15 protein-coding genes are annotated in these 16,196 nt (G+C 43.0%); 8 read left to right on the forward strand and 7 right to left on the reverse strand.

Translation table 11 applies throughout. The features are described from left to right. Positions 1-80: 80 nt before the first annotated feature. From secA to ACOQOE_RS04470, 3 genes are all read left to right on the forward strand, one after another. Positions 81-2,822 (forward strand): preprotein translocase subunit SecA, encoded by a 2,742-nt coding sequence (gene secA, locus ACOQOE_RS04460; RefSeq protein ID WP_420554983.1) that lies wholly within the window; start codon positions 81-83, stop codon positions 2,820-2,822. Positions 2,823-2,894: 72 nt separating this feature from the next. Then, a complete protein-coding gene (argJ, locus tag ACOQOE_RS04465) occupies positions 2,895-4,115 on the forward strand; it encodes a bifunctional glutamate N-acetyltransferase/amino-acid acetyltransferase ArgJ (RefSeq protein WP_420554984.1) in 1,221 nt (406 codons plus the stop codon). A gap of 51 nt (positions 4,116-4,166) precedes the next feature. Beyond that, on the forward strand, positions 4,167-5,120 hold the full coding sequence (locus ACOQOE_RS04470) for a Nudix family hydrolase (RefSeq protein ID WP_420554985.1): 954 nt from the start codon (positions 4,167-4,169) through the stop codon (positions 5,118-5,120). Here the strand turns inward: ACOQOE_RS04470 and yacG are convergent. From yacG to pilB, 5 genes are all read right to left on the reverse strand, one after another. After that, entirely contained in the window at positions 5,089-5,325 is a 237-nt protein-coding gene (yacG, locus tag ACOQOE_RS04475) for a DNA gyrase inhibitor YacG (protein WP_420554986.1), read from the reverse strand. The two genes, ACOQOE_RS04470 and yacG, sit on opposite strands and share 32 nt — an antisense overlap. Next, positions 5,318-5,929, reverse strand: a complete 612-nt coding sequence (gene coaE, locus ACOQOE_RS04480) for a dephospho-CoA kinase (RefSeq protein WP_420554987.1) — start codon at positions 5,927-5,929, stop codon at positions 5,318-5,320. Before coaE ends, yacG begins: the two co-directional genes overlap by 8 nt. Then, positions 5,930-6,775 (reverse strand): prepilin peptidase, encoded by an 846-nt coding sequence (locus ACOQOE_RS04485; protein ID WP_420554988.1) that lies wholly within the window; start codon positions 6,773-6,775, stop codon positions 5,930-5,932. It lies immediately after the preceding gene. Positions 6,776-6,841: 66 nt separating this feature from the next. Continuing rightward, the gene (locus tag ACOQOE_RS04490) at positions 6,842-8,062 is read right to left on the reverse strand and encodes a type II secretion system F family protein (RefSeq protein ID WP_067862381.1); all 1,221 of its coding nucleotides are present in this window, start codon (positions 8,060-8,062) and stop codon (positions 6,842-6,844) included. Positions 8,063-8,080: 18 nt separating this feature from the next. After that, positions 8,081-9,814 carry a type IV-A pilus assembly ATPase PilB gene (gene pilB / locus ACOQOE_RS04495; protein ID WP_420554989.1) on the reverse strand — a complete coding sequence of 578 codons (1,734 nt, stop codon included), beginning with the start codon at positions 9,812-9,814 and terminating at the stop codon, positions 8,081-8,083. Between the two features lie 173 nt (positions 9,815-9,987). On the opposite strand from pilB, the gene ACOQOE_RS04500 reads away from it, so the two are divergent. Both ACOQOE_RS04500 and ACOQOE_RS04505 read left to right on the forward strand, forming a co-directional pair. Further along, a complete protein-coding gene (locus tag ACOQOE_RS04500; RefSeq protein ID WP_420554990.1) occupies positions 9,988-10,413 on the forward strand; it encodes a pilin in 426 nt (141 codons plus the stop codon). 91 nt (positions 10,414-10,504) lie between these two features. Then, positions 10,505-10,846 carry a hypothetical protein gene (locus ACOQOE_RS04505; RefSeq protein ID WP_420554991.1) on the forward strand — a complete coding sequence of 114 codons (342 nt, stop codon included), beginning with the start codon at positions 10,505-10,507 and terminating at the stop codon, positions 10,844-10,846. 125 nt (positions 10,847-10,971) lie between these two features. On the opposite strand, the gene nadC is transcribed toward ACOQOE_RS04505, so the two are convergent. Further along, entirely contained in the window at positions 10,972-11,817 is an 846-nt protein-coding gene (gene nadC / locus ACOQOE_RS04510; protein WP_420554992.1) for a carboxylating nicotinate-nucleotide diphosphorylase, read from the reverse strand. A 114-nt stretch (positions 11,818-11,931) separates the two neighbouring features. Between nadC and ampD the strand changes: the two genes are divergently transcribed. Next, positions 11,932-12,501, forward strand: a complete 570-nt coding sequence (gene ampD / locus ACOQOE_RS04515; protein WP_420555460.1) for a 1,6-anhydro-N-acetylmuramyl-L-alanine amidase AmpD — start codon at positions 11,932-11,934, stop codon at positions 12,499-12,501. Here ampD and ACOQOE_RS04520 read toward each other — a convergent pair. Beyond that, positions 12,487-13,197, reverse strand: coding sequence for a 16S rRNA (uracil(1498)-N(3))-methyltransferase (locus ACOQOE_RS04520; protein WP_067862372.1), 711 nt, complete (start codon positions 13,195-13,197; stop codon positions 12,487-12,489). The genes ampD and ACOQOE_RS04520 overlap by 15 nt on opposite strands. A 201-nt stretch (positions 13,198-13,398) precedes the next feature. On the opposite strand from ACOQOE_RS04520, the gene ACOQOE_RS04525 reads away from it, so the two are divergent. Both ACOQOE_RS04525 and ACOQOE_RS04530 read left to right on the forward strand, forming a co-directional pair. Further along, the gene (locus tag ACOQOE_RS04525; protein ID WP_231867910.1) at positions 13,399-14,436 is read left to right on the forward strand and encodes a Fe(3+) ABC transporter substrate-binding protein; all 1,038 of its coding nucleotides are present in this window, start codon (positions 13,399-13,401) and stop codon (positions 14,434-14,436) included. Between the two features lie 110 nt (positions 14,437-14,546). Next, positions 14,547-16,193 carry an ABC transporter permease gene (locus tag ACOQOE_RS04530; RefSeq protein ID WP_420554993.1) on the forward strand — a complete coding sequence of 549 codons (1,647 nt, stop codon included), beginning with the start codon at positions 14,547-14,549 and terminating at the stop codon, positions 16,191-16,193. Positions 16,194-16,196 lie beyond the last annotated feature (3 nt).

The following is a 16,196-nucleotide window of genomic DNA, read 5'->3' on the forward strand; positions in this document are numbered from 1 at the left end:
AAAGGTAGAATGCTGAGTTAATTTTTTCCTCCTCCGAAGAGTTGAGGATCGTTTTAGACTTCATAGGTATAAGTCAAGATATGCTGACAGGATTGTTAAAGAAAGTTTTTGGTAGTAAGAATGATCGTGAACTAAAACGCATGGGTAAAATCGTTAAGGCGATTAATGCATTAGAAGTCGATCTTGAAAAACTAACAGATGAAGAACTGGCAGCCAAAACGGTTGAGTTTCGTCAGCGTCTTGAGGAAGGTTCTAGCCTTGATCAATTGTTGCCAGAAGCTTTTGCTGTTGTTCGTGAAGCGTCCAAACGTGTTATGGGTATGCGCCACTTCGATGTTCAGTTAATCGGTGGTATGGCTTTACACGATGGTAAAGTAGCAGAGATGCGCACGGGTGAAGGTAAAACACTGGTGGCAACTTTAGCTGTATATTTGAACGCATTAAGCAGTTTGGGTGTGCATGTTGTGACGGTAAACGACTATCTTGCTAGTCGTGATGCTGAATGGATGCGTCCATTATATGAAGCATTAGGTTTGACAGTCGGTGTTGCGCTTTCTGGACAGGATCCAGCTACAAAACGTGCTGCTTATGCGGCTGATATTACCTATGGAACCAATAACGAATTCGGTTTTGATTACCTTCGCGACAATATGGCATTTAGTCTTGATGAGAAGGTGCAGAGAGATTTTAACTTTGCGGTTGTGGATGAGGTTGATTCGATTCTTATTGATGAAGCTCGGACGCCGTTGATTATCTCTGGTCCTGCCGAAGATAGTTCACAGATGTATGTCACGATTAATCAATTGATTCCACAGCTTAAAAAGTTTGATGGTGAGATTGATCCGCAGGATGAGTCGCAAGATATTAGTGAGCACTTTGCGGTTGATGAGAAAAATCGTACTGTTGAATTAACAGAGGCAGGCCATGCTGCTGTTGAAGAGTTGCTTACAGAAAAAGGTCTGCTTACTGAAGGGGAAAGTCTTTATGCCCCTCATAATCTAAACTTATTGCATCATGTCTTGGCGGGTTTACGTGCCCACTACTTGTTCCAGAAAGATGTGGATTATATTGTCCAAAATAATGAAGTCGTCATTGTTGATGAGCATACCGGCCGTATTATGCAAGGTCGCCGTTGGTCTGAAGGCTTGCATCAGGCGGTAGAAGCTAAAGAGGGCGTGTCTGTACAAAATGAAAGTCAGACATTCGCATCTACAACGTTTCAGAACTATTTCCGCTTATATACAAAACTGTCAGGTATGACAGGTACAGCTGATACCGAAGCGTTTGAGCTTCGTCAGATTTATGGCCTAGATGTTGTGGTCATTCCTACTAATAAGCCTGTTTCGCGTAAAGATGAAAACGATCTTATCTACATGAGTGTAGAAGAGAAGTATGAAGCGATCGTTAAAGAGATTCGTGCTTGCCAAGAGGCTCTGCGTCCAGTCTTAGTGGGAACGGCGTCTGTAGAGTCTTCTGAGCTTATTTCTACACTGTTGAAGAAAGAGAAAATCGTTCATAACGTACTGAACGCTAAAAATCATGGTGGTGAGGCCTCGATTATTGCTCAGGCTGGTCGTCCAGGTGCTGTGACTATAGCAACCAATATGGCAGGCCGTGGTACAGACATTGTTCTAGGCGGGAAGTTAGAAGCCGAGTTAGCTGAACTTGATAACCCAACGGATGAGCAGATTGCAGAAGTGACTGCAGCTTGGGAAAAACGTCATCAGCAAGTTCTTGAAAATGGCGGCCTACATATTATTGGTACAGAGCGTCATGAATCACGTCGTATTGATAATCAGCTACGTGGTCGTGCGGGTCGTCAGGGTGACCCTGGTTCTTCACGTTTCTTCCTATCGTTGGAAGATGATCTTATGCGTATCTTTGCGTCAGATCGTGTTCGCCAGCTCATGCAGGCGCTAGGTATGGAGCGTGGGGAAGCGATTGAACATAAGATGGTGAGTAACGCTATCGAAAAAGCACAACGGAAAGTTGAGGGGCGTAACTTTGATATTCGTAAATCGCTTCTTGAATATGATGATGTTGCTAATGATCAGCGTACAGTTATTTATGATCAGCGTAATGAAATTATGGCAACGGATGATATATCTGAAACTATTGATGCTGTTCGTGAAGAGGTTGTTGCTAACAAGTTTAGTGAATTTGTTCCTCCTCAAAGTTTGGAAGAACAGTGGGATATTGCTGGTCTTGAGCGCTCGCTTGAAGCTGATTTCTCAGTAAAACTGCCGGTTCAGGAATGGCTTGATCAAGACGATAGCTTACATGAAGAAACGCTTTATCAAAAAGTTCAGGACGAGATCTTAGCGGTTTATAAACAGAAAGAGCAGCAGGTGGGTGAATCCACTATGCGTAACTTTGAAAAGCAGGTAATGCTGCAAGTTCTTGATACGCTGTGGAAAGAGCATCTGCAAACTATGGATCACCTACGACAAGGTATTCACTTACGCGGTTATGCTCAAAAGAATCCTAAACAAGAATATAAGCGCGAATCTTTCCATCTATTTCAGGAGCTATTGGATAATATTAAACGTGATGTTATTCGTATTATCTGCCATGTACAGGTACAGCAGCCTGAAGAAATTGAAGCGATGGAGCAGCTGCGCCGTGAGCAAGCTGAAAGTCAGCAGATGGATTTTACTCATGATCAAAGCTCCGCAATGGCTGATGATAGTGATGATGCTGAAGCGGTAGATGAGCAAGGTGAAACCTTTGTCAGGGATGGGCGAAAAGTAGGTCGAAATGAGCCTTGCCCTTGTGGATCTGGCAAGAAATACAAACATTGTCACGGTAAACTACCGTCATAAAATTGTTACCTAGTGTTTAGATAGTTAAGAGAGCAGCCTGTTGGCTGCTTTCTGCTCTAAGGAGATTATAAAATGGCCGTAGGTCCAGCTACATTCCCAGCTAAAATGCACAATGTAAGTGGTTTTGAATTAGGTACAGCGTCTGCGGGTATTAAAACCCCAGGACGTAAAGATGTTGTGCTAATGCGAGTTTGTGAGGGTGCCAGTGTCGTCGGTGTTTTTACTAAAAATGCTTTTTGTGCAGCGCCTGTCTCCATCTGTAAAGAACACCTAAGTAAAACAGCGGCTCGCTATCTTATAGTCAATACAGGTAATGCTAACGCAGGAACTGGAGAGGAAGGTTGGAATGATGCTGTAGCTACTTGTTCTGCGGTAGCTGAGCTCTGTGATGTAGATATAGCAGCAGTGCTACCATTTTCTACAGGTGTTATTGGTGAAAAGTTACCGGTCGAGAAACTTATTTCTGCTTTGCCTAAAGCAAAAGCCGTTTTATCAGAAAATGGCTGGCTAGATGCCGCAGAAGGTATTTTAACGACAGATACGCGCCTTAAAGGGGCTTCGCAGCAGTACACTTATAAAGGCAAAACCGTCACGTTAACTGGCATATCTAAAGGCTCTGGCATGATTAAGCCGAATATGGCAACTATGTTGGGTTATGTAGCGACTGATGCGGGTGTTGAACCTGAATTGCTGCAAAAATTATTGATAGAAGCGACAGACTGTTCATTTAACCGTATTACCGTTGATGGTGATACGTCGACCAATGATTCTTGTATGTTGGTGGCAACAGGAAAGTCTGGCGTTGTTGTCTCTGAGAGTGATCAAGAGGGGCTTTCAGCTTTTAAACAAGCATTAACTGCCGTAATGCAAGAACTCGCTCATGCGATCATTAGAGACGGTGAAGGTGCAACTAAGTTTGTGACAGTTGAGGTAGAGTCGGCTGCGAGTCAAGATGAAGCGCTACGTACGGCTTTTGATATTGCTCATTCGCCCTTAGTTAAAACAGCACTGTTTGCTTCTGATCCGAATTGGGGCCGTATTTTGGCTGTTGTAGGTCGTGCAGGTATTGAAAATTTAGATTTGAATGCACTGCAGATCTTTTTGGGTGATGTTTGCATAGTGAGCAACGGCGGTCGTGATGCGGGTTATACCGAAGAGGCGGGGCAGGCTGTAATGGATGCTGAGGAGATATTGATTAGAGTTGTACTTAATCGCGGAGATATCACCGAAAGGGTTTGGACAACGGATCTATCTCACGACTATGTCAGCATTAATGCGGATTACCGCAGCTAAGTTGCCTTATTGGTTGCTCACTATCAGTTATTAAACGAGTGTTATGAATAGATGAAGCGTAAATTGATTCATGTTGCCGCGGCGGTTATTAAAAACTCAGCAGGCGAAGTTTTAATAGCAAGACGCTCGGAAGATCAGCATCAGGGTGGCTTGTGGGAGTTTCCCGGTGGTAAAGTGGAGCAGGGTGAAAGTGCGCTGACGGCCTTATCTCGAGAGTTGAATGAGGAGATAGGTATCGAGGTAAAAGAGGCTAGACCGCTGATAAAAGTACCCTATCATTACAGTGATAAATCGGTTTTGTTGGATGTGTTTGAAGTAAGTGCGTTCGATGGGGAGGCTTGGGGAAAAGAGGGGCAACCGATACGTTGGGTCGCTAAAGGCGAGCTTGATAGTTTTGCCTTTCCAGCAGCAAATAAGCCTATTCTTAATGCATGCCTTTTACCTAAGCTTATCGCGATAACCCCTAATTTATCTAATGTAGATACAGTGGTTCACTTTGTTGAACAGGCTTTATCTAACGGCGCTGAAGGGATTATGCTGAGAAACCATGATCTCGCTGTGGATACGTTTGATATCGTATATAAACGTATTAAAAAGTTGTTAGCAGGACGGTCGATACCGCTTATCGTGAATAGCTCAATTGAGGTTGCTGAGGCTTTAAATGCTGATGCTTTGCATCTTAGTTCATTGCGGCTAACGGAGCTTAAGCAGCGAAATCAATTTAGCGGACGATGGTTAAGTGCCTCATGTCATAATCCTGAGCAGATGGCGATGGCGGTCGATAAAGGGCTAGACTTTGTTACTTTATCACCTGTATTAAAAACCCAATCCCACCCTCAAGCGGTTCCCTTAGGCTGGGAACTGTTCCAACAGATGGTCAGTGATTGCTCTATTCCTGTGTATGCCCTTGGTGGGGTAGATAGTCGCTTGCTTGATAAGGCTGTTAGTAATGGTGCTCAGGGGGTCGCAGGTATTAGTGCATGGTATCAGGACCTTGAGGAATAGGTCCATCTCGGTCTACATGCTCTTCATTTTCACCACTGCTATAGTCGCTAGCAGATTTTGATTCAGGAATTTGATACTCCTCATTTGCCCAAGCGCCTAAGTCGATCAGTTTGCAGCGTTCACTGCAAAAAGGTCTAAATGGGTTGTCAGTACTCCATGTCTGCTTTTTTTGACAAGTAGGGCATTTTACTTGGGGCTTAGTCATGATTATGAGCCTGTTTAGCAAGCGTAAGTAATTTAGAATGTAAGGCGCTAACTTTCGTTTCAAGAGTTGCTAAGTCCGCGCTATTATCAATGATCGTATCAGCTTTTGCTATCTTTTGGTCTCTAGGCATCTGTGTTTGGATGATAGATTTTACTTGTTTTACGTTGTTTTTATCGCGAGCAACCGTGCGCTCGATCTGTATTGCCTCAGGTACATCAACAACCACGATATGATCGGTGAGTTGATGCTGATCTGTTTCAAGTAGCAGGGGAGAGGCGAGTACTGCATAGTTAGATCGGGTGTTTCCCAGTTGTTGAATAATACGTGCTCGGATCACCGGGTGAAGTAGTTGCTCTAACCATCTTCGCTCTTCAGGATCACTAAAAATTTTTGCTCTCAGTGCTGCACGGTTTAGCTCACCTGAGTCTGTGAGTATTTGTGAACCAAAGTGCTGTGCGATTTTCTGAAGGGCTTCTTCTTTTGGTGCTACTACTTCTCGCGCGACTATATCGGCATCAATAACGTTAATTCCGAACTGCTCTAATTGACCAGTAACAGCGCTTTTTCCTGAGCCTATTCCGCCTGTTATACCGACTATAAACATCTATAAACCAGCAAATTGAAGGTAGAGACCGGTAATATTATCGCCCCAGATAAGGGCAACCCAACCGGCAATGGCGAGATAAGGGCCAAACGGCATAGGTGCTTGTTGTTCATGCTTTTTCGCTGCGATCATCGCGATGCCTAATATAGCACCAACCAAAGAGCTCAATAGAATAATAAGGGGTAACTGTGCCCATCCAGCCCAAGCTCCGAGAGCGGCCAGTAATTTAAAATCACCGTATCCCATACCCTCTTTGCCTGTTAATAATTTAAACGCCCAATAAACACTCCATAAACTTAAGTAGCCAGCAATAGCACCATATACAGCGCTTTCCAGAGAGGTGAATAAGCTGAAGCTATTTACGAATAAGCCTAACCACAGTAAAGGTAGTGTAATGCGGTCAGGTAATAATTGATGATCAATATCGATAAAGATTAGGCAGATTAACCCCCAGGTCAGCAGTGTCAGGCTGAGGCTGACTAGGTTTACACCATAGATATAAACAATAATAGCCCCTGCTATCGCGGTTAATAGCTCAATAACGGGGTAACGAAAAGGGATATGTAAACCGCAGGAAGCACATTTGGCTCTTAGGTATAGGTAACTAATTACAGGAATATTTTCGTACCATCTAATTTTATGCCCACATTGTGGGCAGGTGGAGGCGGGCGCTGAAAGGTTAAATGCTTCCTGTTGTTCGGTATTTTCTGCCTCATGTTCAGCTAACCATTCCCGTTCCATCATAATAGGTAGGCGGTGAATAACCACATTTAAAAAACTGCCGACGCAGAGGGATAAAATAAAAGCGCAGGCTATAGCCCACGCTGGATCGATATTAAGGATCATTAGTAATCTTCTAAATGATTCGTTTACTAGGGCGCTTTTTGTAATATTTCCATCAAAAAACGTTATCTAAACCACATTACCTAGCTGGAATATAGGTAAGTACATGGCGATAACTAGGCCACCAACTAATACCCCGAGCACAGCCATGATAAGAGGTTCTAGTAAGCTAGAAAGATTATCAACCGCGTTATCAACTAGCTCTTCGTAGAAATCTGCCACTTTCTCTAGCATCATCTCCAGTGAGCCTGCTTCCTCACCGATGGCGATCATTTGCACGGTCATATTAGGGAAAATCCCTGTCATGGTCACTGCATCTTTTAGTGATTGCCCTGTTGATACCCCATTTCTGATCTGGAGTATGGCATCTCGGTAGAGTGCGTTACCCGAGGCTCCTGCAGCAGAGTCCAGTGCATTAACTAAAGGCACACCGGCAGCAAAGGTTGTAGCTAAGGTTCTAGAAAAGCGGGCAATTGAGGCATTGTGTAAAATTTGGCCAATCACTGGGATTTTAAGCATCGCTTTATCTACTGCATCCCTAAATCTCTTTGACTTGGTTTGGGCTTTATTAAAAGCATAACCGGCGAAGCCTATAGCGATCAGTACAATCCACCACCACTCTTGAGCGACTTCGGATAGATGAATAACAAAGAGAGTAAAGGCAGGGAGGTCGGCACCAAAGCTATCAAATACTGATTCAAATTGCGGCACCACTTTTACCAGCAATATAGCGGATACGACAATACCTACGATGATAACCGCGGTGGGGTAAGTTAAGGCTTTTTTGATTTTGGCTTTTAGGCTTTCCAGTTTCTCTTTGTAGGTGGCAATACGATCGAGCATCTGCTCTAAGGCGCCGGATTGTTCGCCCGCGCTTACAAGGCTGCAGTAAAGATCGTCAAAATGCTCAGGGTATTTGGTTAAGGCAGTGGAAAAATCAAGCCCCCCATTTACATCATTTTTAATGCCGTAAATAATATCTTTAAGTTTGTCTTTCTCGACACCACCGGCGGTAATGTCTAAGCCTTGCAGTAAAGGAACACCGGATTTAAGCATAGTAGCCACTTGGCGAGTAAAAAAGGCAATGTCTACTGGTTTTATAGGTTTGCTTTTAGCACTAAAAAGCCCAGCCCCTCTCTCCTTAGCTACTTTGGAGGGTAATATACCCTGTTTACGTAGTTGAGCTTTAGCCATTGCAATATTGCTGGCATCAACTTTCCCTTTACTGGCATTGCCGCTTTTATCTTTTCCCTGCCAGGTAAATGTATGTAACTTGGCTTCTTTGGCCATAGCAAATATATCCTGTTATTAAACCTTAATGACGCGATTCATCTCTTCGAGGCTAGTCACACCTTCGGCAACTTTCTTCAGACCTGAACGTCTTAAGCTTTGGAATCCTTGAGTGTTGGCGACCTTTAGTATATCCAGAGAGTTTCCGTTTTGCATAATGACCTCAGCAATCTCTGGGGACATAGCAAGCATCTCGTAGATACCAACCCTACCTTTATAACCTCTGTTACACTTATTGCAACCCTCATGATTAGCTTCGAAGAGGGTCATATTCTTGATCTCTTCGTCGGTAAAGCCCTCTTCACGTAGGGTAACTTCAGGTAGTGTAATGGGTTGTTTACAGCTTTCGCAGAGGCGTCGGCCCAATCGTTGGGCGATAATTAAACTCACTGAAGTGGCAATATTAAAGGCGGGTACGCCCATGTTTCTTAGTCGGGTTAGGGTTTCTGGGGCGCTGTTTGTGTGTAGCGTGGAGAGCACCATATGGCCGGTTTGTGCGGCTTTAATCGCAATTTCTGCGGTTTCAAGATCTCGAATCTCACCCACCATCACTACATCAGGGTCTTGGCGGAGGAAGGCGCGTAGCGCTTCCGCAAAGGTAAGGCCTACTTTTGAGCTTACATGAACTTGGTTGATGCCTTCTAGGTTAATCTCTACAGGGTCTTCAGCCGTAGATATATTGCGCTCTTCAGTATTAAGTATATTTAGACCTGTATAAAGACTAACGGTTTTACCACTTCCGGTAGGGCCTGTGACGAGTACCATGCCTTGTGGTTTATGTAAGGTGGAAAGGTACATCTCTTTTTGGAAATCAGCGAACCCTAAAGCCTCAACCCCCATTTGAGCACTGCTCGGGTCTAATATACGTAGTACGATCTTTTCACCCCAGAGGGTGGGTAGGGTGTTAACACGAAAATCGATCGCTCTATTTTTGGATATCTTCATCTTGATGCGTCCATCTTGGGGGACGCGGCGTTCAGAAATATCCATCTGGGCCATAACTTTTAAACGAGCCGATAGACGTGATGATAAATTAGATGGAGGTTTCGCAATTTCTTGTAAAATTCCATCGATACGGCTTCGTATACGATAGGTTTTTTCGTAGGGTTCAAAGTGTATATCTGAGGCGCCGTTCTTAATGGAATCCAGCAATATTTTATTTACAAAGCGAACAATGGGGGCGTCATTGGCAGCATCTTCTGCGGATTCTTCTTGTGGCGCATTATTTAGCGAATCATCAATCTCTAAATTATCAAGGTCGCTATCTTCTAAGTCATCTAAGGCTGAATCTTGACTGTCGAGAAAGGACTCTATCGCTTTGGTAAGCTTGTCTTCTTCAACAATAATCGCTTCAGTGGTGATACCACTTTGAAACTTAAATTCGTCTAATGCCTGAATATTGGTTGGGTCAGATATAGCTACAAATAAGCGATTATCTCTTTTTTGTAGCGGGAGTGCGTGATGCTTACTGATCAGCGAGTCATTAATTAGCCCTTGGGGAAGCGTGGCCATGTCCATGGCATCCAAATCTAATAGTGGAATGCCAAACTCTTCGGATGCGGCTGCGGCGGCTCTATAGGCACTAACAAGGCGCTGTTCAATAACATAAGCGATAAAGGTTTGCTGTTTTTCTCGGCACTGAAGCGCCGCATCGGCCGCGACCTCTGCAGAGCAAACACCCTCATTAACTAACCTTTTTGCTAGTCCGCTTAATGGTTGGCTAGGCTGCAAAATATAACCCCTTACTATCATTCCATGAATTGACACATATCATACAGATAAAATAGCATTTGCATCATAGTTTGAAAATGCGCACTATAAGGTTTATAAGATAAAACTGATTTGGTAACTGGCGTGTCATAAAAAATACGCTACAATCAAAGGACTTGGTTGATCCCAAGGATTTTTTTCGCTGGAGATAAATAATGAAAACGAATAAACAAGAACAAGGTTTTACCCTAATCGAATTGATGATCGTTGTGGCGATCATCGGTATTTTGGCTGCTATCGCATTGCCGGCTTACCAAACTTATACACAGAAAGCTAAATTCACTGAGGTCGTTAACGCTACATCTTCAGTGAAAAGTGCAGTTGAAGTGTGTTTTTCACGTGAAGGTACTTTTTCTGATTGTGATAGCAGTGATAATTCTGTTAGTGCTGCATTAGCCGGTTCTGATGGCGGTCAGTATGTGGATGATGTTGAAATAGCTGATGATACCGCTGTGATTACGGCAACGGGGTCTGCTGCAGTTGCTGGTATTACCTATACTTTAACACCAGCAAGTACTGCAGGTGGTCAGATTATTTGGACTACAGGTGGTACTTGTGCAGGTGAAGGCTTGTGTGACTAATCACTTAATTGTGTAAAGTTAGCATCAAGAAAAAAGGCGCTTTATGGCGCCTTTTTTGTATCTTATATATTGATAAGTAGAAACGTTGTAAATGAAACGAACAATAATAATTATTTTGATCGCCGCTTGTGTGGGTGTGACTTGGTATATTGCAAATTCTACTGAGCCTTTATCACCGCAAACCAAAAGCGCAGTAGAAAATGCATTGCTGGAGTTGGAAGAGTTTCCTGCCCGTCCTGTTTGGTGGCAAGATGATTCAGTGTTGGCGATTGGTGTAGTTGCTGGACAAACAAATCCGCACCATGCGGCTGATAGAGTCTGTAAAGTTTTAGCTGCTAAGGGCGTTAGCTCTGTTTCTGTAGAAGTGTACGATATAGTTAAAATTCAGAAAGAGGACGAGTGGCGTAAGTTAGCATCAAGTGCATGCCGGTAACTTTTGACTTTTTTGAAAAAATTTACAGAAGAGCTAAAACTGAAGAGAAGAAAGGCTAAAGATAGGGCACTTTAGCCTTTTTATTGCCCAACGATTTTTAATGGCTACTAATAAAATTAATGTGCTTAGTGTTCAATTAATCGCATTGACAGATCAACCGCTTGGCAGTGCTTAGTTAACGCACCAATTGAGATATAATCGACACCCGTTTCAGCGATAGGGCGCAATGTCTTATCCGTAATATTGCCTGATGCTTCTAATTTGGCTTTTCCTTTTGTTAGTTCTACCGCTTTGCACATCTCATCGAGTGAAAAATTATCCAGCATTACAATATCTGCACCAGCGTCTAGGGCTTGTTTAAGCTCTGCCATAGATTCAACTTCGATCTCTACTGGCTTATCAGGTTCATTATTTTGTGCGGTCTGTATCGCTTCTTTTATGCCGCCGCAGGCCATAATGTGGTTTTCTTTGATTAGAAAAGCATCAAAAAGCCCGATGCGGTGATTAAAACATCCACCACAAGTCACTGCATATTTCTGTGCAAAGCGTAGTCCCGGCAGGGTTTTGCGTGTGTCGAGTAGTTTAACGTGGGTGCCTATCACTTTATCGGCATAAAACTTACTAATGGTTGCGGTGCCAGAGAGTGTTTGTAGAAAATTTAAAGCCGCGCGTTCTGCGGTGAGCAGGTTACGAGCGGAGCCTTTTGCGTAAAACAATACCTGATCCCGTTGTACTAGATCGCCATCATCCACTTGCCATTCTAATGTTAAGTTAGGATCAACTTGTTTAAATACTTCATTAACCCAATCGACACCGCAGACAACAGCTTCTTGGCGACTGATAATGCGAGCGGTAGCGGTTTGCTCTTCAGGAATAAGTTGGGCCGTAATATCACCGTTACCAATATCTTCATTAAGTGCATAAGTTACGGCGTCTGGAATAAGGTGCTGTATGTCGGCACGGTTCAACATAATAGGTTCCTGATGAGAATAAGGTCAAAGAGGGCTGGCCTCTGTTATTATTGGATAACGATGATTAATAGGTCGCTAATTCTAACGAATCTAAGTAATAGCGGATAGAGGATGATGGTTGTAAAAAACGAAAATGGTTGGTTGTTTGGTGTGAATCGGGTGTTGTCGCCTAATTTTAATGAAAGGCCTGAAGGCGAGAGTGTTTCACTTTTAGTTATTCACAATATTAGTTTACCGCCGGGACAGTATGGTGGCGGATATATAGAGCAGTTTTTTACCAACCAGTTGCCTATAAATGATGATCCGTTTTTCCAAGAGATTAAAGATTTACAGGTCTCTGCACATCTACTGATTGAGCGAACTGGGCGAGTTGTTCAGTTTGTACCTTTGCATAAAAGAGCGTGGCATGCGGGTGTCTCTTGTTATAAAGGTGTTGAAAATTGTAATGATTTTTCCATAGGTATTGAGCTTGAAGGTACAGATTCTGAGCTTTATACGGCAGAGCAATATACGCAATTAGTCGAGCTTACTTTAGCTATTCAAGCTAAGTTCCCAGCTATTACGGATGACAGAATTGTCGGCCATTCTGATATCGCTCCGGGTAGAAAAACAGATCCTGGGCCAGCTTTTGATTGGGATTGTTTTTTCACTCAGTTCAAAAATAGAAAATTAGACGGGGAATAGTCGGGAAAGCAGGGCGGGTACGGCATTTTCAACTCTTAAAATTCGCTCGCCAATATGGATGGCGTTAAATCCGCAGTTATTAAGTTTTTCGACCTCATAAGGGATAAACCCGCCTTCGGGGCCGATCGCTAATGTTGTTTTTATTGCTGCACTTTGAGGGCAGGGAGTGGCGTTATAAGGGTGGGCGATCAGCGCTCTTGTGCCTTGTGCCAAAGAGGGAAGCTCATCCTCGATAAATGGTTTAAAGCGTTTTCTTAAATGAACATTGGGCATCACTGTATCGCCTGCTTGTTCCAGCCCTAGTTGTAAATTTTCTATGATCTGTTTTTCTAAAATAGGGCTGCCCCAGTAGCTTTTATCAACACGATAAGAATTGATAAGGTAAAGCTCCTTAACTCCCATAGATGCTACTGTTTGTAATATACGTTTCAGCATTTTTGGTCGAGGCAGGGCTAAAAGAAGAGTTAAAGGCAGTGGATGTGGTGGTGTTTGGTCTAATGTTATTTGTAACCTGATAGCACTGTCTGATAATTCAAGTACAGTACCTTTGCCTATTAGCCCATTTAGCATGCCAATCTTTAATTGCGAGCCGATTTCGGGTTTATGGATCGTCTTAATATGTTGGAAACGCCTGTCATCGAGTTTTACTTGCCCTTCCGCAATTAAATCATCTTCTGTGAGGAGTATTAGGTTCATATATACCGTTGTGTGAGTTTGGTCGTAGGGTTGGATAGTTTATCGAGCAACATTAATAGATGCGACCATTAATCCAGATCAATGATTAGTTATTTAATCTTAATGAGAATGTTTATCGGTAGCATTATCTTTTGTGTTGTGGTAATTTAAGCTCCTCAAATTAAAGCTTCTCTATTTGTTTGTCCTTGTAAGGGGTTTACTGTGAAATTTACACGCGTTGTTTCTACAATGGCTATGGCCGCTGTTTTTGCTACAGGGTTTTTGCCTTTATCTGTATCGGCCGATGATAATCTTGTTAATGTTTACTCTGCACGTAAAGAAGCGCTTATAAAGCCTTTGTTTGATCGTTTCACTGCTGAAACAGGCATTGCTGTTAATTTAGTAACAGGTAAAGCTGACGCACTTTTAAAACGCTTAGAAGTTGAAGGTGATGCTACACCAGCCGATCTTTTTGTCACGGTTGATGCAGGGCGTTTGTATAGAGCGAAAGATGCGGGTGTTCTTCAAGTAGCGACGAGTGAAACCTTAGATAAGCTAATTCCTGCACATTTAAAAGATGTTGATGGTTATTGGTATGGTATGTCGCAACGTGCACGGACGGTGTTTTATGTTAAAGGTAAAGTAGATCCTGCTGAATTAACATCTTATGAGGACCTTGCTGATCCTAAGTGGAAAGGACGTATCTGCATTCGATCATCAAGTAATATCTATAACCAATCACTCGTTGCATCCATGATTGATGCCAATGGCGTAGATGCGACTGAAACTTGGGCTAAAGGGCTTGTAGCTAATTTTGCTAAGCCACCTGCAGGTGGTGATACGGATCAATTAAGAGCAGCAGCTTCAGGTGTTTGTGATCTGGCAATTGCTAATACTTACTATTACGCACGATTAGTTCACAGTAATAAAGAGAGTGATAACGAAGTCGCGGCTAAATTAGGCACTGCATGGTTAAATCAGGATGGTCGTGGCGCACATGTTAATGTGAGCGGTGTTGGTGTGACTAAATACGCTTCTAATGTGGAAAGTGCCATTAAACTGATGGAGTTTATGGCTTCTGATGAGTCTCAAGTTTGGTATGGTGCTGAAAACAACGAATACCCAGTTGTTGAAGGTGTTGAGGTTTCACCCGTTTTGAAAGGCTTAGGTGAATTTAAAGCGGATGACATTGAACTAAGTAAGTTGGGAACTAATAACCGCGCTGCTGTTGAGCTTATGGACCGTGCTGGTTGGAAATAGCTCTAATTACTACCATTTCATATTCTAATAAGTGTTAGAATGATGCTTTTAACGCCCGCAGATTTATATGCGGGCGTTTTCTGTTTTTCTGAACGGGATAAATGTTTGTAGTGACTCCCTTAAAATCTCCTTATCGAGTAAACTGGCTGACATCTAGTTCGTTTGTGATCGCTGTATTATTAGCCCTGCCTATCTTTGTGATTGCGGGGTTTGTTTTTAGTGGTTCTGCCGATGTTTTTACGCACTTGTATCATACGGTGCTGTTCGATTATGTCAGTAATTCCCTATTATTAATGCTTGGGGTGGGTTTTGGGGTTTTATTGCTTGGGATCCCTACCGCTTGGTTGACAAGCGTTTGTGATTTTCCGGGACGTAGGATTTTTGCTTGGGCATTATTACTTCCCTTAGCTGTACCGGCTTATATCATTGCTTATACCTATACTGGGCTTCTAGATTTTGCTGGTCCGGTTCAAATGGCCATACGAGAGCTCACAGGCCTAGGCTATGGCGAGTATTGGTTTTTTGAAATCCGATCATTGGCTGGGGCTATCTTGATGTTAGCACTAGTGCTTTATCCTTATGTTTATCTGTTAAGTCGCGCTGCTTTTTTGGAGCAATCGGCCAGTACGCTAGAGGTTAGTCGGACGCTAGGTTATAACCAATGGCAAGGTTTGTTTAAGCTAGCACTGCCTCTTGCTCGTCCAGCGATTATTGCCGGTTTAACCTTAGCATTGATGGAGACCTTAGCTGATTATGGTACCGTGCAATATTTTGGTGTAAATACATTTACGACCGGTATATTTAGAACTTTTTATGGGTTTGGTGACGCTGTTGCGGCGGCCCAGTTGGCTGTTTGTCTTTTGAGTTTTGTCGCTTTATTAGTACTGGTTGAAAAATACTCCAGACGAAAATCCCGTTATCACTCATCTGCAGAATTTAAAGCTAAAGCAAAATTAATCTATTTATCCGGCTGGAAAGCCGCAGTAGCATTTTTGATCTGCTTGTTGCCTATAGTATTTGGATTCTTGATACCTGCAGGGCAGTTGGCTTTTTGGTGCTTAACCCAAGCAGATCTTTCCGATGGCTCTTTCTTTCAATTAGCGTGGAACTCGTTTTACCTTGCTTTTTTAGCTGCCATCATTGCTGTGAGCTTTGCGTTAATTTTGGCTTATGCCTCTCGTTTGAACCCTAAAAAGGTGGTGAGGTTTTCAGTTGCTACGGCGGGATTGGGATATGCGCTACCGGGAACTATTATTGCTATCGGGGTGATAATTCCATTTGCTTGGATGGACCATCAGTTAATTGCAATGGCAAAGAAATGGTTCAGTGTTGATATTGGTTTAGTGTTATCGGGCACTTTAGTGGCGCTTTTATTTGCTTATACGGTACGTTTTTTGGCGGTATCTTTAGGTGCCGTCCAGAGTGGCCTTGATAAAATAAAGCCGAGTATTGATGGTGCTGCACGTACGCTTGGTTACACACCTATGCAGGTTTTAAAACAGATACATGTTCCCTTGATGAAGAGTTCTGTTTTGACCGCCTTACTTATCGTTTTTGTTGATGTGCTTAAAGAGTTACCAGCTACATTGATTCTGAGGCCTTTTAATTTTAATACCTTAGCTGTTAGGGCATTTGAACTGGCATCTGATGAGCGTTTGATTGATGCAGCTCCTGCATCGTTGTTGATTGTGGCGGTTGGATTGATACCTGTGATTTTATTAAGCCGTTCTATCGCAAAAGGGCGGGCGGGAAGTTGATTG

The organism is Neptuniibacter marinus (assembly GCF_965223595.1).
Classification (GTDB): Bacteria; Pseudomonadota; Gammaproteobacteria; order Pseudomonadales; family Balneatricaceae; genus Neptuniibacter; species Neptuniibacter marinus.